The 24,083-nt window shown below is 74.1% G+C and carries 24 protein-coding genes and 1 pseudogene; 11 read left to right on the top strand and 14 right to left on the bottom strand.

Annotated features, from left to right (window positions below):
• The first annotated feature begins 9 nt into the window (after nucleotides 1-9).
• Nucleotides 10-1,488 (top strand): non-reducing end alpha-L-arabinofuranosidase family hydrolase, encoded by a 1,479-nt coding sequence (locus tag AB0G79_RS12065; protein WP_360804193.1) that lies wholly within the window; start codon nucleotides 10-12, stop codon nucleotides 1,486-1,488.
• Nucleotides 1,489-1,562: 74 nt separating this feature from the next.
• Nucleotides 1,563-1,925, top strand: a complete 363-nt coding sequence (locus AB0G79_RS12060; RefSeq protein ID WP_360804190.1) for a DUF1304 domain-containing protein — start codon at nucleotides 1,563-1,565, stop codon at nucleotides 1,923-1,925.
• Nucleotides 1,926-1,941: 16 nt separating this feature from the next.
• Here AB0G79_RS12060 and AB0G79_RS12055 read toward each other — a convergent pair whose 3' ends face one another.
• A complete protein-coding gene (locus AB0G79_RS12055; RefSeq protein ID WP_360804187.1) occupies nucleotides 1,942-2,988 on the bottom strand; it encodes a S66 peptidase family protein in 1,047 nt (348 codons plus the stop codon).
• A gap of 163 nt (nucleotides 2,989-3,151) precedes the next feature.
• On the opposite strand from AB0G79_RS12055, the gene AB0G79_RS12050 reads away from it, so the two are divergent.
• Together AB0G79_RS12050 and AB0G79_RS12045 are read left to right on the top strand one after the other, a co-directional pair.
• Nucleotides 3,152-4,411, top strand: a complete 1,260-nt coding sequence (locus AB0G79_RS12050) for an SLC13 family permease (RefSeq protein WP_360804321.1) — start codon at nucleotides 3,152-3,154, stop codon at nucleotides 4,409-4,411.
• A gap of 4 nt (nucleotides 4,412-4,415) precedes the next feature.
• Complete coding sequence (locus AB0G79_RS12045) at nucleotides 4,416-4,871, top strand: universal stress protein (protein WP_360804184.1); 456 nt, start codon at nucleotides 4,416-4,418, stop codon at nucleotides 4,869-4,871.
• A gap of 15 nt (nucleotides 4,872-4,886) precedes the next feature.
• On the opposite strand, the gene AB0G79_RS12040 is transcribed toward AB0G79_RS12045, so the two are convergent.
• From AB0G79_RS12040 to AB0G79_RS12015, 6 genes are all read right to left on the bottom strand, one after another.
• Nucleotides 4,887-5,762: a galactosyltransferase-related protein gene (locus AB0G79_RS12040; protein WP_360804181.1), complete on the bottom strand. Its 876-nt coding sequence runs from the start codon at nucleotides 5,760-5,762 to the stop codon at nucleotides 4,887-4,889.
• Nucleotides 5,750-6,745, bottom strand: a complete 996-nt coding sequence (locus AB0G79_RS12035) for a glycosyltransferase (protein WP_360804178.1) — start codon at nucleotides 6,743-6,745, stop codon at nucleotides 5,750-5,752. The genes AB0G79_RS12040 and AB0G79_RS12035 overlap by 13 nt, the downstream gene beginning before the upstream one ends.
• A complete protein-coding gene (locus tag AB0G79_RS12030) occupies nucleotides 6,742-7,236 on the bottom strand; it encodes a glycosyltransferase (protein ID WP_360804175.1) in 495 nt (164 codons plus the stop codon). The genes AB0G79_RS12035 and AB0G79_RS12030 overlap by 4 nt, the downstream gene beginning before the upstream one ends.
• Nucleotides 7,158-7,817 carry a glycosyltransferase gene (locus AB0G79_RS12025; protein ID WP_360804172.1) on the bottom strand — a complete coding sequence of 220 codons (660 nt, stop codon included), beginning with the start codon at nucleotides 7,815-7,817 and terminating at the stop codon, nucleotides 7,158-7,160. Before AB0G79_RS12025 ends, AB0G79_RS12030 begins: the two co-directional genes overlap by 79 nt.
• Nucleotides 7,814-8,917 (bottom strand): glycosyltransferase family 1 protein, encoded by a 1,104-nt coding sequence (locus AB0G79_RS12020; protein WP_360804169.1) that lies wholly within the window; start codon nucleotides 8,915-8,917, stop codon nucleotides 7,814-7,816. The genes AB0G79_RS12025 and AB0G79_RS12020 overlap by 4 nt, the downstream gene beginning before the upstream one ends.
• 262 nt (nucleotides 8,918-9,179) lie before the next feature.
• Nucleotides 9,180-10,427, bottom strand: coding sequence for a cytochrome P450 (locus tag AB0G79_RS12015; RefSeq protein ID WP_360804166.1), 1,248 nt, complete (start codon nucleotides 10,425-10,427; stop codon nucleotides 9,180-9,182).
• Nucleotides 10,428-10,477: 50 nt separating this feature from the next.
• Between AB0G79_RS12015 and AB0G79_RS12010 the strand changes: the two genes are divergently transcribed.
• Nucleotides 10,478-11,233: a UdgX family uracil-DNA binding protein gene (locus AB0G79_RS12010; RefSeq protein ID WP_360804163.1), complete on the top strand. Its 756-nt coding sequence runs from the start codon at nucleotides 10,478-10,480 to the stop codon at nucleotides 11,231-11,233.
• Here AB0G79_RS12010 and AB0G79_RS12005 read toward each other — a convergent pair.
• On the bottom strand, nucleotides 11,182-11,664 hold the full coding sequence (locus tag AB0G79_RS12005; protein WP_360804160.1) for a MerR family transcriptional regulator: 483 nt from the start codon (nucleotides 11,662-11,664) through the stop codon (nucleotides 11,182-11,184). The genes AB0G79_RS12010 and AB0G79_RS12005 overlap by 52 nt on opposite strands.
• Before the next feature lie 87 nt (nucleotides 11,665-11,751).
• Here AB0G79_RS12005 and AB0G79_RS12000 point away from each other — a divergent pair, with 87 nt between their 5' ends.
• Nucleotides 11,752-12,579 (top strand): oxidoreductase, encoded by an 828-nt coding sequence (locus AB0G79_RS12000; RefSeq protein ID WP_360804157.1) that lies wholly within the window; start codon nucleotides 11,752-11,754, stop codon nucleotides 12,577-12,579.
• A gap of 87 nt (nucleotides 12,580-12,666) precedes the next feature.
• Here AB0G79_RS12000 and AB0G79_RS11995 read toward each other — a convergent pair.
• A pseudogene (locus tag AB0G79_RS11995) lies at nucleotides 12,667-14,115 on the bottom strand (ATP-binding cassette domain-containing protein); the annotation flags it as partial.
• Nucleotides 14,116-14,285: 170 nt separating this feature from the next.
• Nucleotides 14,286-14,729, bottom strand: a complete 444-nt coding sequence (locus AB0G79_RS11990) for a VOC family protein (protein ID WP_360804154.1) — start codon at nucleotides 14,727-14,729, stop codon at nucleotides 14,286-14,288.
• A gap of 151 nt (nucleotides 14,730-14,880) precedes the next feature.
• Between AB0G79_RS11990 and zapE the strand changes: the two genes are divergently transcribed.
• Nucleotides 14,881-16,086 (top strand): cell division protein ZapE, encoded by a 1,206-nt coding sequence (gene zapE, locus AB0G79_RS11985; protein WP_360804151.1) that lies wholly within the window; start codon nucleotides 14,881-14,883, stop codon nucleotides 16,084-16,086.
• Here the strand turns inward: zapE and AB0G79_RS11980 are convergent.
• Genes AB0G79_RS11980 through AB0G79_RS11965 form a run of 4 tightly spaced genes read right to left on the bottom strand, consistent with a single transcriptional unit; the run spans nucleotide 15,983 to nucleotide 20,218 of the window.
• On the bottom strand, nucleotides 15,983-17,077 hold the full coding sequence (locus tag AB0G79_RS11980; RefSeq protein ID WP_360804149.1) for an acyl-CoA dehydrogenase family protein: 1,095 nt from the start codon (nucleotides 17,075-17,077) through the stop codon (nucleotides 15,983-15,985). The genes zapE and AB0G79_RS11980 overlap by 104 nt on opposite strands.
• On the bottom strand, nucleotides 17,074-18,081 hold the full coding sequence (locus AB0G79_RS11975; protein ID WP_360804317.1) for an acyl-CoA dehydrogenase family protein: 1,008 nt from the start codon (nucleotides 18,079-18,081) through the stop codon (nucleotides 17,074-17,076). The genes AB0G79_RS11980 and AB0G79_RS11975 overlap by 4 nt, the downstream gene beginning before the upstream one ends.
• Nucleotides 18,081-19,250 carry an acyl-CoA dehydrogenase family protein gene (locus AB0G79_RS11970; RefSeq protein ID WP_360804146.1) on the bottom strand — a complete coding sequence of 390 codons (1,170 nt, stop codon included), beginning with the start codon at nucleotides 19,248-19,250 and terminating at the stop codon, nucleotides 18,081-18,083. Before AB0G79_RS11970 ends, AB0G79_RS11975 begins: the two co-directional genes overlap by 1 nt.
• Nucleotides 19,250-20,218, bottom strand: coding sequence for an enoyl-CoA hydratase (locus AB0G79_RS11965; protein ID WP_360804143.1), 969 nt, complete (start codon nucleotides 20,216-20,218; stop codon nucleotides 19,250-19,252). Before AB0G79_RS11965 ends, AB0G79_RS11970 begins: the two co-directional genes overlap by 1 nt.
• A gap of 45 nt (nucleotides 20,219-20,263) precedes the next feature.
• Between AB0G79_RS11965 and AB0G79_RS11960 the strand changes: the two genes are divergently transcribed.
• The 4 genes from AB0G79_RS11960 to AB0G79_RS11945 are packed head-to-tail and all read left to right on the top strand — an operon-like array spanning nucleotide 20,264 to nucleotide 23,996.
• Nucleotides 20,264-21,430 carry an acyl-CoA dehydrogenase family protein gene (locus AB0G79_RS11960; protein ID WP_360804140.1) on the top strand — a complete coding sequence of 389 codons (1,167 nt, stop codon included), beginning with the start codon at nucleotides 20,264-20,266 and terminating at the stop codon, nucleotides 21,428-21,430.
• Complete coding sequence (locus AB0G79_RS11955; protein ID WP_360804137.1) at nucleotides 21,427-22,215, top strand: SDR family oxidoreductase; 789 nt, start codon at nucleotides 21,427-21,429, stop codon at nucleotides 22,213-22,215. Before AB0G79_RS11960 ends, AB0G79_RS11955 begins: the two co-directional genes overlap by 4 nt.
• The gene (locus tag AB0G79_RS11950; RefSeq protein ID WP_360804134.1) at nucleotides 22,212-22,829 is read left to right on the top strand and encodes a TetR/AcrR family transcriptional regulator; all 618 of its coding nucleotides are present in this window, start codon (nucleotides 22,212-22,214) and stop codon (nucleotides 22,827-22,829) included. Before AB0G79_RS11955 ends, AB0G79_RS11950 begins: the two co-directional genes overlap by 4 nt.
• Before the next feature lie 9 nt (nucleotides 22,830-22,838).
• A complete protein-coding gene (locus tag AB0G79_RS11945) occupies nucleotides 22,839-23,996 on the top strand; it encodes an acetyl-CoA C-acetyltransferase (protein WP_360804131.1) in 1,158 nt (385 codons plus the stop codon).
• Nucleotides 23,997-24,083: the final 87 nt, after the last annotated feature.

Here is a 24,083-nt window from a genome sequence, read left to right as displayed (position 1 = left end):
AGAAGTCCGATGAGATTTCGTCATCCACCCCTGGTCCTGAGTCTCGTCCTCGCCGTCCTGTCGTCCCTGCTGCTCGGAGCCTCGCTCCTGACCGCCCCGTCGGCGGCCGCGGCCACCGTCGACACCAACGCCTGGTACGTCCTCGTCAACCGCAACAGCGGCAAGGCCCTGGACGTCTACAACCTGTCGACCAGTGACGGCGCCCGCATCACCCAGTGGACGCGGAACGACCAGAACCAGCAGCAGTGGCAGTTCGTCGCCTCCGGCGACGGCTACTACCGCGTGAAGTCGCGCCACTCCGGCAAGGTCCTGGACGTCCAGAACAGCTCCACCGCCAACGGCGCCGCCATCACCCAGTGGACCGACACCAACGGCACCAACCAGCAGTGGCGCCTCGCCGACAGCGCGGACGGGCACGTCCGCCTCGTCGCCCGCCACAGCGGCAAGGCCCTGGAGGTCCAGGGCGCCTCCACCGCCGACGGCGCGAACATCGTCCAGTACGACGACTGGGGCGGCGCCAACCAGCAGTGGCAGTTCGTCAAGGTCGCCGGCGGCACCACCCCCGGCACCTGCGCCCTCCCCTCGACGTACCGCTGGTCGTCGACGGGCCCCCTCGCGCAGCCCAGGCCGGAATGGGCCTCGCTCAAGGACTTCACCGTCGCCCCCTACAACGGCAAGCACCTCGTCTACGCCACCACGTACGGAGCCGCGGGCACGGGCAAGGGCTGGGGCTCGATGAACTTCACCCCCTTCACCAACTGGTCGGACATGGCCACCACCGGCCAGAACGGCATGACGAACTCCGTCGTCGCCCCCACGCTCTTCTACTTCGCGCCGAAGAACATCTGGGTGCTCGCCTACCAGTGGGGCAGGACCGCCTTCTCCTACCGGACGTCGACCGACCCCTCCAACCCCAACGGCTGGTCGGCCGAGCAGGAGCTCTTCTCCGGAACCATCACCGGCTCCGGCACCGGTCCGATCGACCAGACGCTCATCGCCGACGGCACGAACATGTACCTGTTCTTCGCCGGTGACAACGGCAAGATCTACCGGGCCAGCATGCCGATCGGGAACTTCCCGAGCAGCTTCGGCTCCTCGTACACGACGGTCATGAGCGACACGGAGAAGAACCTCTTCGAGGCGCCCCAGGTCTACAAGGTCAAGGACCAGAACCAGTACCTCATGATCGTCGAGGCCCGTGCCTCGAACGAGCAGCGCTTCTTCCGCTCCTTCACCGCCACCAGCCTGAACGGCACGTGGACGCCCCAGGCCGCCACCGAGACCAACCCCTTCGCGGGCAAGGCCAACAGCGGCGCCACCTGGACCAACGACATCAGCCACGGCGAGCTGATCCGCGCCACCGCCGACCAGACCTTCACGATCGACCCCTGCAACCTGCAGTTCCTCTACCAGGGGCGTGACCCGAACGTCGGCGGCGACTACGGCCTCTGGCCCTACCGCCCGGGCCTGCTGACGCTCCGGCGCTGACGGGGCCACCGCCCCTCGCCGCGTCACACCGCGGCCTCTCCACCGGAGGGGCCGCGGCGTGTGATTCTGGTGCCATGTCGATCATCGCAACCACCGTGGTGCTGCTCATCGCCGCGCTCCACGTCTACATCCTGGTCCTGGAGATGTTCCTCTGGACCGGTCCCCGGGCCCGTGCGGCCTTCGGTACCACCGCCGCCTTCGCCGAGGAGACCAAGGCCCTCGCCGCCAACCAGGGCCTGTACAACGGCTTCCTCGCCGCCGGGCTGGTGTGGGGCGCGGTGGCCGCCGACCCGGTGGGGTTCCAGGCGAAGATCTTCTTCCTCGTCTGCGTGGCCGTGGCGGGCGTCTACGGCGCCGCGACGGCCAGCCGCAAGATCCTCTTCGTCCAGACGGTCCCGGCCCTGATCGGCCTCGCCCTGGTGCTCGCGGCGCACTGACCCGGGCGCCGCACCGTCAGTACGTCACGGTGATCCGCCGCGCCGGGCCGTCCACGACGACGGTTCCGCCGTACGGGATCACCAGCTGAGGGTCCGTGTGACCGAAGTCGACGTCGAAGACCGCCGTCGTCTCCGGCGCGTACGCCGCCAGCGCGCGAAGGACCGCTTCGCGCTGCTCGGCGGCGTACCGGCGTTTGGCCTCCGCCGTGTTCGGCCGCTCGAAGGACCATGCCTTGGCACGGCCCATCAGCAGGGCCGGGAAACGGGCCAGGAGACCGCGTTCGCCCATGTTGCGGAGGATGCGGAAGACCTCCTCGGCCCCCGGCAGCTCCTCCGAGGTCTCCAGGAACAGCACCCCGCCCTCGTAGGCGGCGGGGTCGCGGGCGATCTCGCGGTCGGCCATCAGGAGCCAGGAGAGGATCTCCAGGTTGCCGCCCCAGGCGCGCCCCTCGACCCGGCGGTCCGGCCGGTGCCAGATCCAGCCGCCCGCCGGTTCGGTCTCCGGCGCGCGGTCGAAGGTGGCCGGGTCGGCCCAGTCGCGGTCGGTGTCGCGGTAGTGCGCGGCGGCGCGGAGTTCGTACGGGCCCGAGGTGAACAGGGCCGCGCGGATCGACTCGGCGGTCAGGGGGTCGAGCGCGGCCGGCCGGCCGAGCTCGGTCATCACGCTGCCGCCGTGGTAGGCGACGACACCCAGGTTGTAGAGGAAGGCCAGCAGGTTCGTGTTGTCGCTCCAGCCGAAGAACGGCTTGGGATGGGCACGGATCAGCTTGCGGTCCAGATGCGGCAGCACGGTGATCTGGTCGTCGCCGCCGATGGTGGACAGCACCGCCGTGACGGACGGGTCGGCGAACGCGGCGTGCAGGTCCGCCGCGCGCTCCTCCGGCGTGGAGCCCATGCGGCGGGTCGTCGGATACTCCACCGGCACCAGGCCGAAGTCCTCACGGAGCCGCCTGAGCCCCAGCTCGTAGGGGAGCGGGAAGAGACCGGGCAGCCCGGAGGACGGGGACAGGACCGCCACGCGGTCGCCGGGCGAGGGCTTCGGAGGATACGTGGGCGCGGTCATGACAGGGAGCCTACGGGATCGCGAACCGACGGCGGACGAGGCCGGTCGGGCCGGTTGCCCGCCCGGCGCGGGGTCGCCGCCGGGCGGCCCGGGCCCCGCGGGTAACCTCCGCCCAGACTGCCCGGGCGGAGTGACCGCCGGACGCGCGCGGAAGGACCCGACCCTGAACACCGAGCTCGCGGAGGCGCTGTCCGCGGCCCTCCTCATCCTCGTCCTCGCCTGCGCGGTCGCCCGGCCCTTCGGATGGCCCGAGGCCGTGGTCGCCGTACCGGCCGCCGGCGTGGTCGTCGCCACCGGGGCGATCCCGCTGGGCGACGCGATGGAGGAGGCCGAGCGGCTGGGGCCCGTCATCGGCTTCCTCGCCGCCGTCCTCGTCCTCGCCCAGCTCTGCGACGACGAAGGACTCTTCCGCGCGTGCGGCGCCTGGATGGCCCGGACGGCGGCCAACCGGCCGCGACGCCTCCTCGGGCAGGTGTTCCTGGCCGCGTCGGCGATCACCGCCGTCCTCAGCCTGGACGCCACGGTCGTGCTGCTCACGCCCGTCGTCTTCGCCACCGCCGCCCGGATCGGCGCCCGCCCCAAGCCCCACGTCTACGCCTGCACGCACCTGTCGAACACGGCCTCCCTCCTCCTCCCGGTCTCGAACCTCACCAACCTCCTCGCCTTCGCGGCGAGCGGCCTGAGCTTCACCCGGTTCGCCGCGCTCATGGCGCTGCCCTGGCTGGTCGCGATCGGCGTGGAGTACGCGGTCTTCCGCCGCTTCTTCGCGACCGACCTGGACGCCGGGGCGCAGGAGCCCGCCGTCACCGAGCCGCCCCGGCCGCCGATGTTCGCGCTCGTCACCGTGGGGTGCACGCTCGTCGGCTTCGTCGTGACCTCGGCGGTCGGGACCGACCCCGCGTGGGCGGCGCTCGCCGGTGCCCTCGCCCTCGCCGTACGCGCCCTGATCCGGCGCCGCACCACCCCGCGGGCCCTGCTCCGCGCCACCTCCGTGCCCTTCCTCGCCTTCGTCCTCGCCCTCGGCATCGTCGTCCGCGCGGTCGTCGACAACGGGCTCGACGAGGTCCTCGCGCGGGTCATCCCCGACGGCGCGGGCTTCCCCGAGCTGCTGGCCCTCGCCGTGCTCGCCGCCGTCCTCGCGAACGTCATCAACAACCTCCCCGCCGTCCTCGTGCTGCTCCCGCTGACCGCGCCGTCCGGCCCCGGCGCCGTCCTCGCCGTGCTCCTCGGGGTCAACATCGGGCCCAACCTCACGTACGCCGGATCCCTGGCCACGCTGCTGTGGCGGCGTATCGTCCATGCCCACGACGGTGAGGTGGAACTCCGGGAGTTCACCCGGCTCGGCGTCCTCACGGTCCCGGCGGCGCTCGTCGCCTCGGTGTCGGCGCTGTGGCTCTCGCTCACCGCGATCGGAGGAGGCTGACACCATGCCCGTGGTCGTGTGGATCGCCGAGGGCACCTGGCCCGCGTGCGTGGACGCCGCCCGCGCCCACACACCCGACGGGGCCGAGACCGTCCTGCTCCACGTCACCGCCCCCGACGTCCCGGGCGCCGCGCACGGGGCCTTCGCCGGGCTCCTCGGCCGCGGCCACCCCGAGCGCGACCCCGGCACACGCCTGGAACACCTCGCCTCCGACTCCGCGCACGCGCTGCTCCGGGCCGCAGCCGACCGCCTCGGCCGCCCCTGTACGGCGACCGCGCGCACCGGGCGGACCGAGCACGAGGTCCTCGCCGAGGCGGGGGCCGCCGACCTGCTGATCCTGGCCCGCGACGGCGACCGGACGCACGCCGGCCCGCACAGCCTCGGCCCCGCCGGCCGCTTCGTCGTCGACCACGCCCCCTGCCCGGTCCTCCTCGTCTGGCCGGAGCCGCCCGCCGGATGACCGGTGGGGACCGGATCACCCCGGCCGGCCCCGGTCCACGGCCCGCCACGTCCCGTCCGCCGGGTCCCACCGCACGAGGCCCCGGCGGGCGAAGGCCCGCAGCCAGCCCTCCATCGGCCAGCGGCCCCACCGCCGGTGGAAGAGGGCGCCGTTGCGGAGGATGTCGTCGAGGTGCCCGACGGGCGGGTCCTCGACGGGGTGGTACTGGTGATGCGCGGGCGCCCCGCCCAGCCAGCACAGCTCCACCCCGGCCCGGCGCGCGAGGAGGCCGAAGTCGGTGTCCTCGCCGCCGTATCCGGTGTACTCCTCGCAGAACCCGCCGATCGCCCGCCAGGTCGCGGCCGTCAGCGCGAACGACAGCGACCAGAACAGGTCCGGGTCGCCGCCGCCGATGACCTCGTCCTCCCGGGGAACGGGCCTGGCCGGGTGCGGCGCGGCCAGGTCGGTGAGCCGCTCCAGGGCGTAGCCCCCCGGCGGCGGGGGCGGCAGATAGGCGACCGTCCCGCACAACAGCACGCCGTCGCGGGCCGCTTCCCCGTACCGCGCGACGGTGGCGGGACCGGGCACGCAGTCGACGTCCAGGAAGACCAGGACGTCGGCGCCGAGTTCGACGGCCTTCCCGGCCCCGGCGTTGCGCGCCGCCGCGAGCGGCAACCGCCCCGGGACGGTCACCGGCACATGCACGACCCGCGCGGGCGGCACCCGCCGAGCCGCCTCCCGCCCGGCGACCGGGTCGCCCATGGCGACCACGACGTACGGATCGGGCCACCGGCTCCCGCGCGCGAGCCCGCGCTGCTGGAGCGCCAGGTGACCGAGGCGCCCGGCGACGGGGGTGACGACGGCGACCCGGCCGGTCCGCGGCCGGCCGTCCGGCGGCGTCACTCGTTCCACGGCGCGCCCGCGAGGCCGTCCAGGGCCCGTGCCGCCCGGCTCGCCCCGTCGCCCGGCGCCCACCGCGACCAGCCCGAGCCGTCGAGGGCCGCCGCCTCCGCGAGCAGCGACGGCCACTGGTGGGGTTCCGGCCACCGCTCCCGTACGACGGCGAGACCCGCCCGCCGCAGGGCGCGACCGGTGGCGAGCTGCTCGCCGAACGGGCGTTCCTGGGGCAGGACGACGGCGGGCCTGCGGGCCGCGGCGCACTCGGCGACCGCGTTCTGCCCACCGTGCGTGACGACCACGTCGGCCGCGCAGAGCCGGGGCCAGGGGTCCCCCGACCAGGCGCCGAGCGGCCCGCCGAGGAAGTCCCACCGCCACTGCGGTGTCGCGTCCCGGGCCGCGCTCACCTGCTCGGCCGTGACCCCGTCGCCGCCCGCGCCGAGCATGAGGACGACCTGCCGGGTCCCGTCCCGCCGGGCGGTGGGGCAGGCGCGGCCGTCGGAGCGCGAGAACGCGGAGGCGTACACGGTCTTCTCGTACCAGTGCGGCGGCCAGCCGGGCTCCGGCACCGAGGCCGGCCACGGCGCGAGCAGCCGGAGCGCGAGGTCGTACCCGAGCCGGTGGGCGTCGTCGAGGCGTTCGCCGCGCATGGCGACCGTCACGACGGGCACGCCGAGGAGCCGGGCCAGGCAGGCGACCTCGACGGACACGTCGCTGACGACGAGCGCCGGACGGGCCGCGCCGATCCAGTCGGAGAGCTTGCCCATGCGGCGGGCGTAGCCGTCGTGGTGCAGCGGCGCCCAGTGCAGCCGACCCTGGGCGCGGGTGTCCACGGCCGATACGGCGGTGTCCAGCGGGAGGCGGAGCCACGGACCCGGCCAGTCCGGCGGCGGGTCGAGACTGGACAGGCCGGTGACCGGGGTGCGGGCCTTCCGGGCGATGCACAGGGCGCGGTGGAGATGGCCGAGGCCCTGGTGGTGGATGTAGTAGCCGATCACGACAGCAGCTCCTCGTAGAGCGATTCGTAACGGTCCGTCATGCGGCCGAGTGAGCAGAACGCCTCGGCGCGCGCCCGGCAACCGGCCCGGCTGAGCCCCCGCGCCCGCCACACCACCGACGCGAGCGCGTCGACGTCGGCGTACGGGACGAGACGGCCGCACTCCGGGGTGAGGATCTCGCCGAGGGCGCCCCGGTCGAAGCCGCAGACGGGGGTCCCGCAGGCCAGGGACTCGGCGACGACGAGCCCGTACGGCTCGTCCCAGCAGGGCGTGACCAGCGTGGCCGACGCGCCGCCGACGAGCCGGGCGAGCTCCGCACGGGCCAGGTGGCCGACGTACCGGACGGGACCGCCGAGCCGCGGCGCCACGCGGGTACGGAAGTACTCCTCGTCCACGACGGGCCCCGCGAGCGTCAGCGGCAGGCCGGCGGCGCGGGCGGCCGCGACGGCGAGGTGCGCCCCCTTCTCGGGGACCAGCCGCCCCGACCACACCAGCCCCCCCCACCCCCTGGCCCGACCGGCCACCGTCGCAGGTCGATCCCGTTGTGGACGACGCGGGCCGCGCGGACCAGGGGCTGCCAGGAGCGGGCCGTGTGGCCGCTGACCGCCGTGAACGTGCAGGTGTGGGGCGTACCGGTCTGGATCGCCGACTCCAGCCACGGGGTCGGCGGCGTGTGCAGGGTGGTCACGACCGGGAAGGGCACCGCCGGGGCCATCGCCACCGGCAGGTAGTGGAGGCTGTTGTTGTGCGCGAGGTCGTACGCGTGCGGGCCGTCGCCCCGCGCGAGGTCGAGCATCAGCCGCAGGTACGCGTGGTGCTCGTGCAGTACCGCCGGATCCGTCATGCTGATGTCCGCCCGGGCCGCCGCGCTCAACCGGGGCGTGTGCACGGTCAGTTCGCGGACGCCGAGCGCCGGGTCGGAGCCGAGCGCCGCGAACAGCGAGACCCGGTGGCCCCGCGCCCGCAGCGCCGAGGCGAGCGACCACGTGTGCGCTTCGAGACCTCCCGCGAACGGTTCCCGGATCGGGAACCGGGCCGAGGCGATCAGGGCGATGCGCAGGGACCGGCTCACGACAGACAGCGTTCGTACAGGACGCGGTGGGCGGCGGCGAGCGCCGCGCGCTCCCCGAGCCGCGCGCCCGCGTGCGCCCGCGGCGCCGGACGCCGCTCGTAGGCGTCCCGCACCGCCCGGTCCAGCGATGCCGCGTCGAGGCCGTCGGGCGACAGCCGGAAGAGGTGGCAGGGCCGCTGCTGCGGGTAGTAGCCGCAGTCCGACACGGCCACGGCGGTGCCGAGGTCGTGACAGGCCTCCAGCCAGCCCGAGTGGGTGCCGAAGGTGTACGGCGGCACGGACAGGTCGAGCGAGCGGAGGTACGCCCACAGGGCGTCGTCGTCGAAGTAGTCGTGCACGCGCAGATCGAGCAGCCCGTCCCGGGCGAGCGCGTCGAGGCCGGCCACGAGTTCGGGGGAGTAGGCGTGGGCGGCGGGGTCGCGGGTGTCGTGGTGCATGTCGACGCGCAGCCGGGCGCCGCGGAGACCGGCGGTGATGGCGGCGAGGGCCCGTGCGACGTCCAGGGGCGCCATGTTCGGCCGCACGCTCTTCGCGTGCAGGCCGATGACGAAGTCGGTGTGCTGGTCGCGCGGGCGGGAGAGTTCCGGCTCGTCCACGACGTGCGGGTGGGGCAGCACGTGCGGCAGGCGGCCCCAGCGGGCCGCGATCTCGGTCGCCGCGCCCTGCGTGAGGGTGATCAGGCAGTCGGCGGCCGGGATCAGGACGTCGAGCGCGGCGTCATGGGCGCGCCGGTCGCGGTGGTGGGGGTTGCGCAGGTCGTGGACCGTCTGTACCAGCGGCTTGCCGTGCTCCCGCAGGGCGTCGACGAGAGCGGCGAGTTGGGCCGGGCTCTGGGCGTCGAAGCCGAAGTGCAGGTGGTACACGTCGAAGGTCTCGTGGTGGGCGCGGACCCAGCCGGGGTCCAGCATCACCGGCGGCCACCAGCGTTCCGAGGTGCTGGGCGCGCCGTTCGGGCGGGGGTCGGGGAGCAGACGCACCCCGTCGGAACCGTCCGCCGCGTGGATGTGGCGCACGTAGACGTGGCCGGCCGGGACGGAGGCGACCCGGATCGTGCCGGGCCGCGGGCGCTGGTCGGTTCGCGGGCTCGCCGTGGTGGTCATCGTGGGGCCCGTAGTCCTCGCCCCGGCAGATGTTCCACTCCGCCCCGGTGGCGGTCTCCTCCTCGGGATCGCCGTTGCGGGCCTGTCGCACGATCGCCGGTCGGCAGGTCCGGACGCGGTCGTCCGGCGCCGTCCGGACGCCGATGGCCTGGTCGGGCGCGGTTTCCGTACGAGATTCCATGATCAACATCGCCTTGGGGGATCGGGCGGAGTGGCTGTGGGAGCGCGTACCCGGTGCGCCGGAACGCAGGCGGCGTGACGGTCACCGGAGCCGGAGCACGACCCCGCTGCGCGGCAGCGTCGGCACGTGGGACAGCGGAATCGACAGGTCCTGCTCCGGCACGGCGTACGTCAGGGCCGCGAGCTCCGAGGCGAGGGCCGCGAGGACGGTGACGGTGACGTCCTCGCCGGGGCAGCGGTGCCCGCGCGCCGGGTCGCCGCCGCCCTGGGGGACCAGGTCTCCGAGCCCGCCGGGGCCGGTGAATCGCAGGGGATCGAAGCGGTAGGGGTCGCCCCACAGGGCGGGGTCGTGGTCCTGGCCGTACAGGTCGAGGATCACCAGCCCGTCCTTCGGCACGCGCTCCCCGCGCCAGGTCAGGTCCCGCGCCGCGAGCCCCGCCACGAACGGCGCGAAGGGGTAGAAGCGGCGCACCTCGTGGGCGAAGGCCACGGCGTACGACCCGTCGGCGTCCGCGCTGAGCCGCTCGCGCTGCTCGGGCCACCGGTGCATCGCGTGGGCGGCGAACGCGACGAACCAGGCGATGGCGACGGTGGGCCGCACGACGTTGAGCAGTTCCACCGCGGCGGTACGGGGGTCCAGGAGGTCCCCGCCGAGGTCGCGGTGCCGGACGACGGCCCCCAGGGCCGTACCGGAGGAGTCCTCCTCCCGCGCCCGGCGCACGTCCTCGACCAGGCCGGCGAGGGCCCACTCCTGGCGGCCGCGGGCGCGCCGGGCGCGCAGGTGACGCGGGCCGGGCGTGGCGAACCCGTCGACCATGCGGACGCAGTCGTGACCCAGCGCCAGGGTCGCCCGGTCCGACAGCGGCAGGCCGGCCCAGTCGCGTACGGCCAGGGCGAGGACGTCGGCGGTCGCGCCGAACAGGACGACGTCGTCCCGCCCCCGCCCCCGGCCCGCCGCCGTCTCGCGCCAGCGCCGTACGACGTGCCCGCGCAGGGCCGCGACGCCGGCGCCGTCCGTGAGGAGGGCCGTGAAGAGGGCCTTGCGGACCCGGTGCGCCTCGCCGTCGAGGGTGTGGACGGCGCCGCGTCCGAAGAGGGTGTCGAGGACGGGGCCGGGGAGGGCGTCGGTGCGGACGACGTGCCGCTCGTCGTAGAAGAAGCCGACCGCGTCCGGCCCCCGCATCGCGAGGGCGGGCCGCCCCAGGAGCCGGGTGCGGACCGCGCTGTCGTCAGGGGCCCGGCGCATCAGGTCGGGCAGCCAGGCGTAGCCGTGGGTGAGCAGCCCGAGGGTGCCGTCGTGCCAGGGGGCGGGGGATCTCCGGGAGGACATGTGGCGCGCGTACCCGGGTAGCCGCACTCCAGTCGTGAGAGGTGAGGCGAATGGAGAGAGAGGCCGCCGTCCATGAGGCCGGGCAGGGGTACGACGCGAGCCCCTTCCTCCCGACGGCCCGTGCCGGGCTTCCCGGACTGCGCCGGGCCGCCGCCGACTGCCGGGGCTGCCCGCTCTTCCTCGACGCCACCCGGACCGTGTTCGGCGAGGGCCCGGCGCACGCGCGGCTCATGCTCGTCGGGGAGCAGCCCGGTGACCAGGAGGACCGGCGCGGGGAGCCGTTCGTGGGCCCGGCCGGGCGGCTGCTGCGCGAGGCACTCGACGAGGCCGGGCTCGGCGACGAGGAGGCGTACGTGACGAACGCCGTCAAGCACTTCAAGTTCACGCTCGCCCCGCGCGGCAAGCGGCGCGTCCACAAGGCGCCGAGCCTGCGCGAGATGACCGCGTGCCGCCCGTGGCTCGTCAGGGAGCTCCGCCTCGTGGACCCCGATGTCCTGGTGGTCCTGGGCGGCACGGCGGGCAGGGCCTTGCTCGGGTCCTCGTTCCGCGTGGGCGAGCGGCGCGGCGTCCTGCTGCCCATGCCCCGGCTGCACGGGGCGGACGGAGGCGCGGAAGGCGAAGCGGGGGCAGGGGCGGACGGCGGGACGGGCCGCGGGACGGAGCGGGGCAGGGACCCCGGGGCCGATCCGACCGGTCAGCTCCTCGCCACCGTCCACCCGTCCGCCGTCCTGCGCGCCGACGACCGGAAGGCCGCCTACGCCGGCCTGGTCGCGGACCTCTCCGTGGCCGCCACGGTGCTGACCTGATCCCCGGCGTTCCCTCCGCCCGCCTCCGCGTCCGGCCGCGACGGGTTCCAGAGCCGGTCGGCCTCACCGCGCGCCAGGTGCTCCTCGTAGATCCGGACCTTGTAGCGCATGACCTCCAGCGTGTCCTGGAGCTCGCGTATCTGCGACTCCACACGGCTCTCGTGGCGGCGGAGCAGGTCGAGGCGGTCGCGCTCGTTCCCCGGGCCCTGCCGGACCAGGTCGATGTACTCGCGGATCATCGCCAGCGGCATCCCGGAGGCGCGCAGCTTCGTGCAGATCGCGAGCCACGCGAGGTCCTCCTCGTGGTAGATCCGGCGGCCGTTGGACAGACGGCGCACGGGATTGGCGAAGAGGCCCTCCCGCTCGTAGAACCGCAGCGCGTGCACGCTCAGCCCGCTGCGCTCCGCCACCTCGCCGATGCTCAGGTCCATGCCCGTCCTCCTCTGTTGATCTAGACCCGACTCTAGGTTCTACGGTCGTTCCGACGGCCCGTCCGGGCTCTGTGAACAGGGGAGAACATGAGCGTTTGGTTTGTCACCGGGGCATCGCGCGGACTCGGCGCGGAGATCACGCGGGAGGCCCTCGACCGCGGGCACAGCGTCATCGCGACGGCCCGGGACGCGGCGGCCGTCCTGAAGGCGTACCCGCAGGCACCGGACCGGCTGCTCGCGGTCGGCGCGGACGTGACCGCACCCGAGCAGCTGGCGGCGGCGGTCGAGGCCGGGCTCGCGGCCTTCGGCCGGATCGACGTCGTCGTGAACAACGCCGGTTACGGCCTCGTCGGCGCCGTCGAGGAGGTCTCCGACCAGGCGGCCCGCGACCTGTTCGACGTCAACGTCTTCGGCGTGCTCAACACCCTGCGCGCCACCCTGCCGACCCTCCGGGCCCAGCGGTCGGGACACGTCCTGAACATCGGCTCCGTGGGCGGCTTCGCCACCGCTCCCGCCGTGGGCCTGTACGGCGCCTCGAAGTTCGCGGTAGAGGGCATCACCGAGGCCCTGCACGGCGAACTCGCCCCCGTCGGCGTCCGCGTCACGATCGTCGAACCCGGCGGTTTCCGGACCGACTTCCTCTCCGGTACGAGCATGCGCGTCGAACCGGCCTCCATCCCCGACTACGAGGCCGGGGCGGGCCCGGTCCGCGCGGCCCTGGCCGGCAACGACGGCCGGCAGCCCGGCGACCCCGCGAAGGCCGCCAAGGCCGTCGTCGACGTCACCGAGGCCGCCGAACCGCCGCTCCGCCTCCAGCTGGGCGCGGACGCCGTCGACCGGGTCGAGGCCAAGCTCGACCTGGTCCGGCGCGAACTGGACCAGTGGCGGGACGTGGCCCTCTCCACCGGCATCTGACGCCCGCCCCCACGCCTCCCTCCCCAGGCCCCACCAGGCGACCCGCGACCCGCGACCCAGGGGCCGCGATCCGCGGGCCGCGAACGGTCAGCGGTCCCGGGACAGTTCGAGCAGCTCCGCGAAGGTCCCGCCGCCGTGGGCGAGGTCGTCGTACCTGCCCTGCTCGGTGATCCGGCCCTGCTCCATCACGACGATGTGGTCGGCGATCCTGGTGTTCTCCAGGCAGTGGGTGACGACGATCGTGATCCGGTCGGCGGCGATGGCCTTGATCCGCTCGAAGATCCGGTGCTCCCCGCGCGGGTCCATCTGCGAGGTGGGCTCGTCGAGGATGAGGAGCCCGGGGCGCCGGTTCAGCGCCCTGGAGCACGCGATGCGCTGCCACTGGCCGCCGGAGAGCTCCGTACCGCCGAAGACGTCCCGGGCGAGCAGGGTGTCGAGCCCCGCCGGCAGCTCCTCGACGGTGTCGCGCATGCCGACCGCCGTGACGGCCTCCCAGACGGGGGCGTCGTGCACGGTGTGCGGCTGGCCGAGCGTCACGTTCTCCCGGACGCGGAGCGGCCATTGGGCGAAGATCTGCGGCACCAGACCGGTGTGCGCCCACACCGAGGCGGGGTCGACCTCGGCGAGGTCGGTGCCGTTCCAGGCGACCGTCCCCTTGTCGGGGAGGTAGATCCCGGTCAGGAGACGGGTCAGGGTCGACTTCCCGGAGCCGTTGGCGCCGACGATCGCGAGGATCTGGCCGCGCCGCAGGCTCAGGGAGACCCCGTTCACCGCGGGCCCGTCCTTGCCCGGGTACCGGTAGACGACCTCGTCGAGCCGGATCTCGTCGACCGGCCCGGTGAGCCGGTGGACGCCGCGCCGGGGCGCGCGGGCGGCGGCGTCGTCGAGGAACGCCTGCATGTCGCCCAGGTACAGGCTGGTGTGGAAGACCGCCGCGCCGTTGACGACGACCTGGGAGAGCGCGGCGAGGGTGGTCTGCACGGCGATGACGGCCGTCGCGGCGACCGCGAGGGCGATCCGCCCGGACATCGCGAGCCACGCGAGCGCGCCCCACGTCACGAGGAGGAAGACACCCCCGGCGAGGGCGGACAGCAGGGCGATCGACAGGGTCCGGGGCGCGGCGGCCAGGGTGCGCCGGTCGCACCGGTCGGACAGCGCCCGGTACCAGTACACGAGGTAGTCGGTCATCGAGTTCGCACGGACCTCGTCGCTGTACTTCGACTCGGTCGCCCACCAGCGCATCATGCCGCGCACGTTGCGGTCGGCGATGTTGCCGTAGTGGATCTCGTAGTCGACCCGCGCGCTCAGGACGGCACCGACCGCCGCCGGGAGGACGGCGAGCAGGAGCAGCGGCAGCATCAGCGGGTTGAGGACGGACAGGACGCCCCCGGCGGTGACCATGCGGATCACCGCCGACACGAACCGCTGGGCGTCGGTCACCATGACGTGGGTGCGCAGCACCCCCATCTCGGCCGCCTCGCGCCGGTCGGAGAACCCGTCCTCCGCGTACGCGACGGCCTCGACCCGGCACACGGCCAGCTCTCTGGAGGGGGCGCCCCCTGGGAATCGGAGGGGTCGCTGGGTGGTGACACCTCATTCTTTGATCAAGATCCACATGCTGGGAAGGTTTCCCAGGCGTCCGTCATGCGACTGCAAGACGCCCGTCACAATCGGCCGTCACGACGCTCTCGCGACCGGCCGCCGGGTCAGCCGATCCGCTCGGCGAGGGCGACGATGATCCCGGAGGGCCCGCGCAGGTAGCAGAGCCGGTAGACGTCCTCGTACCGCGCGACCTCGCCGAGCAGTTCGGCGCCGTGCGGGCGGAGCCGGGCCAGGGTGTCGTCGAGGTCGTCGACGGCGTACATCACGCGGTGCAGCCCCACCGTGTGGGGCGGCGGCGGGTCGAGCGCCCCGTCGCCGACCGGGGCGGGGGAGTCGTAGCGGGCGAGCTCCAGCCTCCCGTGCCCGTCGGGCGTCCGCATCATCGCGATCTCGCTGCGGACACCGTCCAGCCCGACGGTCAGGTCCGCGAACAGCCCCTGGATCGGGGTCCGGCCCTCCAGTTCGAGACCGAGCGCGGTGAAGAACGCGACGGCGGCGTCCAGGTCCTCGACGACGATGCCGACGTTGTCCATGCGCTGTACCGCCATGAGGCACTCCTTCCGTGTGGCACGACCCCCGTGGACCACCGGTATACCGATCGCGGACCCGATCGCCCGGACGCGACACCCGTGGAGCCGGGTGCGATCATGATCGGCCGGTCGGTGCCCCGACCCGTACCCAGCGCACGAAGGACGACCAGTGCCCCAGCATGAGCAGGCCATGCGCCGCCACTTCCACGAGGCCGCGGCACGGCGCGGATTCTCGATCGCCCCGGAGCAGGAGGCGGCGGTCGCTCGGCTGTCCCGGCTCGCCTCCGAACTCGCCCGCCCCGCCTGGACGTTCCCCCGCCCGCCGCGCGACCTGTACGTCTGGGGCCCGGTGGGCCGGGGCAAGAGCTGGCTCGTCGACACCTTCTACGAAGGGCTGCCGGGCGACCGCAAACGGCGCCTGCACTTCCACGACTTCTTCCGGCGGCTGCACGACGGCGTGAGCAGGCCGGGCTCCCGCCACGACGGTCAGAGCGCCGTCGACAGCGCGCTCGACGAGCTCGTCGGGGACAGCAAGGTCCTCGTCTTCGACGAGTTCCACGCGCACGACGCGGGCGACGCGATGCTCATCGCCCGGCTCTTCCGGACGCTCCTCGACCGCCGGACCACCCTCGTCACCACCTCCAACTACCCGCCCGCGGGACTCGTGCCCGACCCCCTCCACCACCATCTCTTCGAGCCGACCATCGCGCTCATAGAGGAGCGGATGGACGTCCTGGACGTCTCGGGACCGGTGGACTTCCGCCGCGTCGCGCACCCGGGTGCGCTCGACGGAGGCCGTCGGTTCGCGACCGGGCTGCGCGTGCCCGCGGGCGACCCGGGCCTGGAGTCCGCGGGCCTGACCTCCCCGGCTCCGGACGAGGCCACCTCCGTCCGCGCCCACCTGCGTGACCTGCCGGCCCGCGCGGTCCGCGGCGACCTCGTGTGGCTCGCCTTCGGCGCGCTGTGCGAGACCACGACGGCGGTCCCCGACTACCTGGCCCTCGCCGAACGGTTCGGCACCCTCGTCCTGGACGGCGTCCCCCCGCTGGCCGAGGCGAGCGCCGACGGCCGGCAGCGCTTCGCGAACCTCGTCGACGTCGCCTGCGACCGGGACGTCCGGCTGATCCTCGTCGGCGCCGACCCGCTGGCCACCCTCACCGATGCCCGGGCGGCCACCCGGGACCTGGACCGCACGGCGAGCCGCCTCGCGATGCTCGGCGGCCCGGCCCGGGGGACGGGCGCTCCCCAGGACGTCTGCCCCGCCTCTCGCGTCACCCGAGCGGGGTGCCCGACGGCAGCCCCAACTCCCCTGCCAGGCGCGCCCGGTGCCAGTGGGGTGCGCCGAAGAGCTGGGACGAGCCGTGGGCGCGCTTGAAGTAGCGGTGGGCGTCGTGCTCCCAGGTGATGCCGATGCCGCCGTGCAGCTGGATCATCTCCCCCGCCACCGTCGAGAACGCCTCCGAGCACGCCGACTTGGCCGCGGCGGCCAGACGCGTGAACCCGGCCGCCTCCGCGCGGTGTTCGTCGGCCGCGAAGGCCGCTCCGAGCGCGGCCGAGCGGGCCGACTCGACCAGGACGTACGCGTCCGCGAGCCGGTGCTTCACCGCCTGGAAGGAGCCGATGGCGCGGCCGAACTGGACCCGTTCCCGCGCGTAGTCGAGCGTGATCTCCAGGCAGCGCGCCGCCGCGCCGACCTGTTCGGCGGCGAGGGCCGTGCAGGCGAGGTCCAGGACCTCCGCCAGCACCCTGTCGCCCGCGCCCCCGGCCCCGATCAGGCGGGCCTCGGCGCCGTCGAGCACCACGCGCGCCTGGGCGCGGGTCGCGTCCATCGTGACGAGCGGCTCGCGCGCCACTCCCGGCCCGTCCACCGCGACCTCGAACAGCGAGACGCCCTCGGGCGCACGGGCGGCGACGACCAGGACGTGCGCCTCCGCGCCGCCGAGGACGTGCTCCTTCACACCGCTGATCCGCCACGTGCCGTCGGGGGCCGCCGTGGCCCCGGCCCGTACGGCCGAGGGGTCCCAGCCCTCGCCCTCGGCCCACGCGAGCGCCCCCACCGCGTCGCCCGCGGCGAGTCCCGGCAGCAGGCGCGCGCAGGCCTCCCCGTCGCCGGAGCCGAGCAGCGCCGCCACGGTGAGGACGGCGGAGCCGAGGTACGGGACGGGGCTCAGCTCCCGGCCCAGCTCCTCCATCACCACGCCGACCTCGCGGGCCCCGTACCCGGCGCCGCCGAACTCCTCCGGGACCGCGAGACCGGCGACGCCGATCTGGCCGGTGAGCGGCCCCCAGGCCGCGTCGCCGGGGTGGCGCGCGAGGACCGCCCGAACGGCGGACCGCAGCTCCTCCTGTTCCTCCGTGGGCCTCATGCCCCGACTCCTTCCGCGAGGACCCGGGCCCGGCAGGCCGCGGGGGTGCCCCAGGCGTCGCGGAGCGGCCGCGCCTTGCGGATCCACAGGGCGAGGTCGAGCTCTTCGGTGTAGCCGATGGCGCCGTGGAGCTGGAGGGCGGTGCGGGCGGCCGCGTACGCGGCCTCACCGGCCGTCACCTTCGCCGCCGCAACCTCGGCGGGGGCGTGGTCCGCCCCCTCGGCCAGGGCCAGCGCGGCGGACCAGAGCAGCGGCCGGGCGAACTCCAGGGCGACGAGCGTGTCGGCCAGGCGGTGCTTCACCGCCTGGAAGGAGCCGATCGGCGCGCCGAACTGACGCCGCTGGCCGACGTAGGCGACGGTCCGGTCGAGGAGCGCGAAGCCGAGGCCGAGGCTCTGGGCCGCGGTGCCGAGGGCGGCGACCTCGGCGGCGTACGCGGTCGCGGCGGCCACGGCCGGCCCCTGCGCGAGAACGGTCCCGTCGAGCGGGCGCGCGAGGCGGCGCGCCGGGTCGGCCGAGGGCTGGACGGGTCCGGTGCCCGCCGTGAGGCGCACCGTGTCGCCCTCGACGAGGAGCACGGCGTCGGCCGCGTCGGCGTCGAGCGCGTACGGTCCGCCGACGGCCGGCACGCAGAGCGAGACGAGGGCCTCGCCGCTCGCGATCCGGGGCAGCCACCCCGCCGCCCCGTCCCCGAGAAGATCCCCGAGGCGGTCGAGGAGGGCCGCGGCCGCGACCGTCTCCACCACCGGACCGGGCACCGCGTGCCGCCCCAACTCGGTGAAGGCAACGGCCAGTTCGACCGGAAGCGGACCGAGGCCCTCGTGCCGTTCCGGTACGGCGAGCGCGAAGACCCCCGCGTCCGCGAGCCGCGACCACAGCGCGCGTCCGGGCTTCGTGTCCCCGGCCGCCCAGGCCCGCACCGCCCCCGGGGTGTCCGCCGCCGTGAGCATGGCGTCGAGGGAGCGGGCGAACTCCCGCTGCTCGTCGTCGAGGAGGAACCGCATCACCGGCGTCCCTTCGGGAGGCCGAGCAGGCGCTCGGCGATGATGTCGCGCTGGATCTCGTTGGTGCCCGCGTAGATGGGGCCGGCGAGCGAGAACGTGTGACCCTCGGCCCAACCGCCGTACGCGGGCGCGTCGTCGGCCTCGTCGGAGAGCTCGCCGTACGGCCCTAGGAGGTCGAGGGCGGTCTCGTGGAGGGCGATGTCGAGCTCGGACCAGTACACCTTGTTGAGACTGGACTCCGCGCCGATCGTTTCCCCTGCGGCGACCCTTGAGGCGTTGGCGAAGGTGAACAGCCGGTAGGCGCGCGCCCCGATCACGGCGTCGGCGACGCGGTCCCGCAGCGCCGTGTCCGCGGGGTCGGCGGTCTCCCGCCAGAGGGCTGTGAGGCGTTCGGCGGCGGCGGTGAACCGGCCGGGGCTGCGCAGCGTGAGGCCGCGCTCGTTCCCGGTGGTGCTCATCGCGACCCGCCAGCCCTGTCCGGGCGTACCGATCACGTCTTCGTCGGGCACGAAGACGTCGTCGAGGAACAGCTCGGCGAAGGCGGGCTTTCCGTCGAGCCGCCCGATGGGCCGTACGGTCACGCCGTCGGCGTCCAGCGGGAACATCAGGTACGTCAGGCCCTGGTGCGGCTTGGCGGTGTCGGGCTCGCTGCGGAACGGGCCGAAGGCGCGGTCGGCGAAGGCCGCGCGCGAGGACCAGGTCTTCTGGCCGTTCAGCAGCCACCCCCCCTCGGTCCGGCGGGCGGTGGAGCGCAACGAGGCGAGGTCGGAGCCGGACTCCGGCTCGGACCAGGCCTGCGCCCAGATGACCTCGCCGTTCGCCATGGAGGGCAGGATCCGGGCCCGCTGCTCCGCCGTGCCGTGCTCGAAGAGGGTGGGGGCCAGCAGGTTGATGCCGTTCTGGCTGACCCGGCCGGGCGCGCCGGCCGCGTAGTACTCCTCCTCGAAGACCAGCCACGCGAGGAGCGAGGCGTCCCGGCCGCCGTACTCCTCGGGCCAGGAGACGACCGACCAGCGGTCGGCGGAGAGCGTCCGCTCCCACCGGCGGTGGGCGGCGAAGCCCTCCTCCGTCTCCAGGGAGGGGAGGGGGGTGGTGGGCACGTGGGCGGCGAGCCAGGCGCGGGCCTCGGCCCGGAAGGCGTCCTCCGCCGCGGAGAAGTCGAGGTCCATCAGGCTCCCGCCTCGGAGGGAAGGAGGGGGCGCCCCCCGGAATGTTGCCGCATCGAGCGAATGTCCATGCCGCCGAGCGGGTCGTGGGCGGTCTCGGCGTTGTGCGCGTGCGCGAGGTGGTGCAGTCCGAAGACCGAGTCCATGCCGGTGTGCAGGCCCTGGAGGTCCTCGGCCTGGTTGACGGCCCTCTTCGTCAGGGCGAGCCCCATGCGGGGCATGTCGGCGATCCGGACGGCCAGTTCCATTGTCCTGTCCGGGAGTTCGCCGGCGGGCACGACACGGTTGACCATGCCGACCTCGTACGCGCGCCGGGCGTCCATGCGGTCGCCGGTGAAGAGGAACTCCTTGGCGATCCGCGGGGGCATGACCCACGGGTGGGCGAAGTACTCGACGCCGGGGATGCCCATGCGGACCACCGGGTCGGCGAAGAACGCGTCCTCGGACGCGACGATCAGGTCGCAGACCCAGGCCAGCATCAGACCGCCGGCGACGCAGGCGCCCTGCACGGACGCGATCATCGGCTTCGGCAGCTCCCGCCAGCGGCGGCACATCCCGAGGTAGACCTCGGACTCCCGGGCGAAGCGGCTCTCCGCGCCCCGCTTGTCGGAGTGGTCCCACCAGAGCCCGGCCCTGCGGTCGAACGGGAGGTGGGCGTCCCGCTCGGGGGTGCCGATGTCGTGGCCGGCCGAGAAGTGCTTCCCGGCCCCGGCGAGGACGACGACCTTGACCTCGTCGTCCTCGGCCGCGCGGTAGAAGGCCCGGTCGAGGGCGTAGGTCATCGCCGAGTTCTGGGCGTTGCGGTAGTCGGGCCGGTCCATGGTGACGACGGCCACGGGGCCGCGGTGCTCGTAGCGGACCGGCTCCGGCGAGGTGGACGCGCTTGTGGACGTGGCCGTCGACGCGCTCGTGGACGTGGCCGTCGACGTGCTCGTGGATGCGGACGTGGACGTGGTGCGGGCAGCGGACATCCGCCCTCCTTCCCTAACAAGTGTTTGGTAGGTTAACGTACGGCCATGAGCAACGTCGAGGAGTTCCGCAGAGAGGTCCGCAGCTGGCTGCGCTCCCGCCTCACGGGCGAGTTCGCCGCCCTGCGCGGCCGGGGCGGCCCGGGTCGGGAACACGAGGCCCACGCCGAACGCCTCGCCTGGGAACGGAACATGGCCGCCGACGGATGGACCTGCGTCGGCTGGCCCAAGGAGTACGGAGGGCGCGGCGCGACCCTCGAACAGCAGGTCGCCTTCCACGAGGAGTACGCCCTCGCCGACGCCCCCGCGCGCGTCAACCACATCGGCGAGCAGCTGCTCGGCCCCACCCTCATCGCCTTCGGCACCCCCGGGCAGCGCGAGAGGTTCCTCCCGCCGATCGTCGCCGCCGAGGAGCTGTGGTGCCAGGGCTACTCGGAGCCGGACGCCGGCTCCGACCTCGCCAACGTCCGCACCCGCGCCGAACGCGACGGCGAGGCGTGGGTGGTCACCGGACAGAAGGTGTGGACGTCCCTCGCCCACGAGGCCGACTGGTGCTTCGTCGTCGCCCGCACCGAACCCGGCTCCACCCGCCACCGGGGCCTGTCCTACCTCCTCGTCCCGCTGCGTCAGCCGGGCGTCGAGATCCGCCCCGTCGTCCAGCTGACCGGCACCTCCGAGTTCAACGAGGTGTTCTTCGACGGCGCCCGCACCGACGCCTCACACATCGTCGGCGCCCCCGGCGACGGCTGGAAGGTCGCCATGGCCACCCTCGGCTTCGAGCGGGGCGTCTCCACCCTCGGCCAGCAGGTCGGCTTCCGCCGCGAGCTGGAGTCGGTCGTCGAGCTGGCCCGGCGCAACGGCGCCGCCGCCGACCCCGTCATCCGCGACCGGATCGCCCGCGCCTGGATCGGCCTGGAGACCATCCGGTTCAACGCCCTGCGCATGCTCGGCGGCGTCGCGGCCGGAGCGCCCGGACCCGAGGCGTCCATCGGGAAGATCTTCTGGGCCACCTGGCACCGGGAACTGGGCGAACTCGCCATGGACGTCTGCGGCGCCGACGGCATGCTCGCCGCCGGGGAACCGTACGACCTCACCGACTGGCAGCGGCTGTACCTCTTCTCCCGCTCCGACACCATCTACGCGGGCTCCAACGAGATCCAGCGGAACATCATCGCCGAGCGCGTCCTCGGCCTGCCCAAGGAGGCCCGCCCATGACGACCCCGCCCCCTCCCTACGTCCCCGGTCACGGCCTGCTCGCCGGGCGTACCGCCGTCGTCACCGCCGCCGCCGGAGCCGGCATCGGCGGCGCCACCGCCCGGCGGCTCCTGGAGGAAGGCGCGAAGGTCGTCCTCTCCGACGCCCACGCCCGCAGGCTCAAGGAGTCCGAGGCCGAACTCGCCGCCGAGTTCGGCGCCGAGCGGGTCGGCGCCCTGCCCTGCGACGTCACCGACGAGGCCCAGGTCGCCGCACTCCTCGACCTCGCCGTCGCACGCCACGGACGCCTGGACATCGTCGTCAACAACGCCGGGCTCGGCGGCACCGCCGACCTCGTCGACATGACCGACGCCCAGTGGGACAAGGTCCTCGACGTCACCCTCAACGGCACCTTCCGCTGCACCCGCGCCGCCCTGCGGCGGATGAAGGCCGAGGGAGCCGGGGGAGTCGTCGTCAACAACGCCTCCGTCGTCGGCTGGCGCGCCCAGAAGGGCCAGGCCCACTACGCCGCCGCCAAGGCCGGCGTCATGGCCCTCACCCGCTGCGCGGCCCTGGAGGCCGCCGAGTACGGCGTACGCGTCAACGCCGTCTCCCCGAGCCTCGCCATGCACCCGCACCTGGTGAAGGTCACCACCCCGGAACTCCTGGAGGAGCTCACCGCCCGCGAGGCCTTCGGCCGGTACGCCGAACCCTGGGAGATCGCCAACGTCATCGTCTTCCTCGCCAGCGGGTACTCCTCCTACCTCACGGGGGAAGTCCTCTCCGCCAGCAGCCAGCACCCGTGAGACCGGCCCCCGGGCGGCGCCGCGAGATCCTGCAGACGGCGGCCGAGGTGTTCGCCACCCAGGGGTACGACGCCACGACGGTGCGGCGCATCGCCGACGCCGCCGGACTGCTCGCCGGCAGCCTCTACTACCACTTCGACTCCAAGGAGTCGATGCTCGACGAGATCCTCCGCGCCTTCCTGGACGAGCTCTGGGCCCGGTACGACGCCGTGCTCGCCGCACGGCTCGGCCCCCGCGAGACCCTGGAGGCCCTCGTCACCGAGTCCTTCCGGGAGATCGACCGGCACCGCGCCGCCGTCGCCATCTACCAGAAGGAATCCGGCCACCTGCGCGCCCAGCCCCGCTTCGGCTATCTCGCCGGATCCCAGCGGAGGTTCGAGCGGACCTGGCTCACGACCCTGGAGCGCGGCGTCGCCGCCGGGGTCTTCCGCGCCGACCTCGACGTCCGGCTCACCTACCGCTTCGTGCGCGACACCGTCTGGGTCGCCGCGTCCTGGTACCGGCCGGGCGGACAGCACAGCCCGGAGGAGATCGCCCGCCAGTACCTGTCGATGGTGCTGGACGGCGTCGCCCTCCGCGACGGACACAACGAACCCACGAACCTTGCCACTTGAGGAGTGACCATGGCCGAGGCCTACATCGTCGAAGCGGTCCGCACCCCGGTCGGCCGCCGCAAGGGCGGCCTGTCCGCCGTCCATCCGGCCGACCTCGGAGCCCACGTCCTGCGGGCCCTGATGGAACGCGCGGGGGCCGACCCGGCCGCCGTCGAGGACGTCGTCTTCGGCTGCCTGGACACCGTCGGACCGCAGGCCGGCGACATCGCCCGTACCGCCTGGCTGGCCGCGGGCCTGCCCGAGGAGGTTCCCGGCACGACCGTCGACCGGCAGTGCGGCTCCTCCCAGCAGGCCCTGCACTTCGCCGCGCAGGGCGTGCTCTCCGGCACCCAGGACCTGGTGGTCGCGGGCGGCGTGCAGAACATGTCGATGATCCCCATCGCCTTCGCCAGCCGCCAGGCCGCCGACCCGCTCGGGCTCACCGACGGCCCGTACCTCGGCTCCGTCGGCTGGCGGGCCCGCTACGGCGACCAGCCCGTCAACCAGTTCCACGGCGCCGAGCTCATCGCCACCAAGTGGGGCATCTCCCGCCAGGACATGGAGGAGTTCGCCCTCCGCTCCCACCAGCGCGCCGCCCGCGCCATCGACGAGGGCCGCTTCGAGCGGGAGATCGTGGCCTACGAGGACGTCACCACCGACGAGGGCCCGCGCCGCGACACCACCCTGGAGAAGATGGCCGGTCTCAAGCCGGTCGTCGAGGGCGGCCGGATCACCGCCGCCGTCTCCTCGCAGGTCTCCGACGGAGCCTCGGCCCTGCTGATCGCCTCGGAGCGCGCCGTCCGCGAGCACGGCCTGACGCCGCGCGCCCGGATCCACCACCTCTCCGTACGCGGCGAGGACCCCATCCGCATGCTGTCCGCGCCGATCCCGGCCACGGCGTACGCGCTGAAGAAGGCCGGCATGAAGCTCGACGACATCGACCTCGTCGAGATCAACGAGGCCTTCGCCTCCGTCGTCCTCGCCTGGCTCAAGGAGACCGGCGCGGACCCGGAGAAGGTCAACGTCAACGGCGGCGCCATCGCCCTCGGCCACCCGCTCGGCGCGACCGGCACCAAGCTGACCACCACCCTCCTCCACGAACTGGAGCGCACCGGCGGCCGGTACGGCCTCCAGACCATGTGCGAGGGCGGCGGTCAGGCGAACGTGACGATCATCGAGCGTCTCTGACGGTCACCGATGTCGAGCGGGAGCGTCGGCGAGGTCATGGCCGACAGTTCCTCCGCGACGGCCGCGTCCGGGACCAGCCAGCACATG

This window comes from Streptomyces sp. NPDC020807, from assembly GCF_040641575.1.
Classification (GTDB): domain Bacteria; phylum Actinomycetota; class Actinomycetes; order Streptomycetales; family Streptomycetaceae; genus Streptomyces.
The sequence above is the reverse complement of the archived record's forward strand: the minus strand, read 5'-3'. Positions and strand labels throughout refer to the sequence as shown.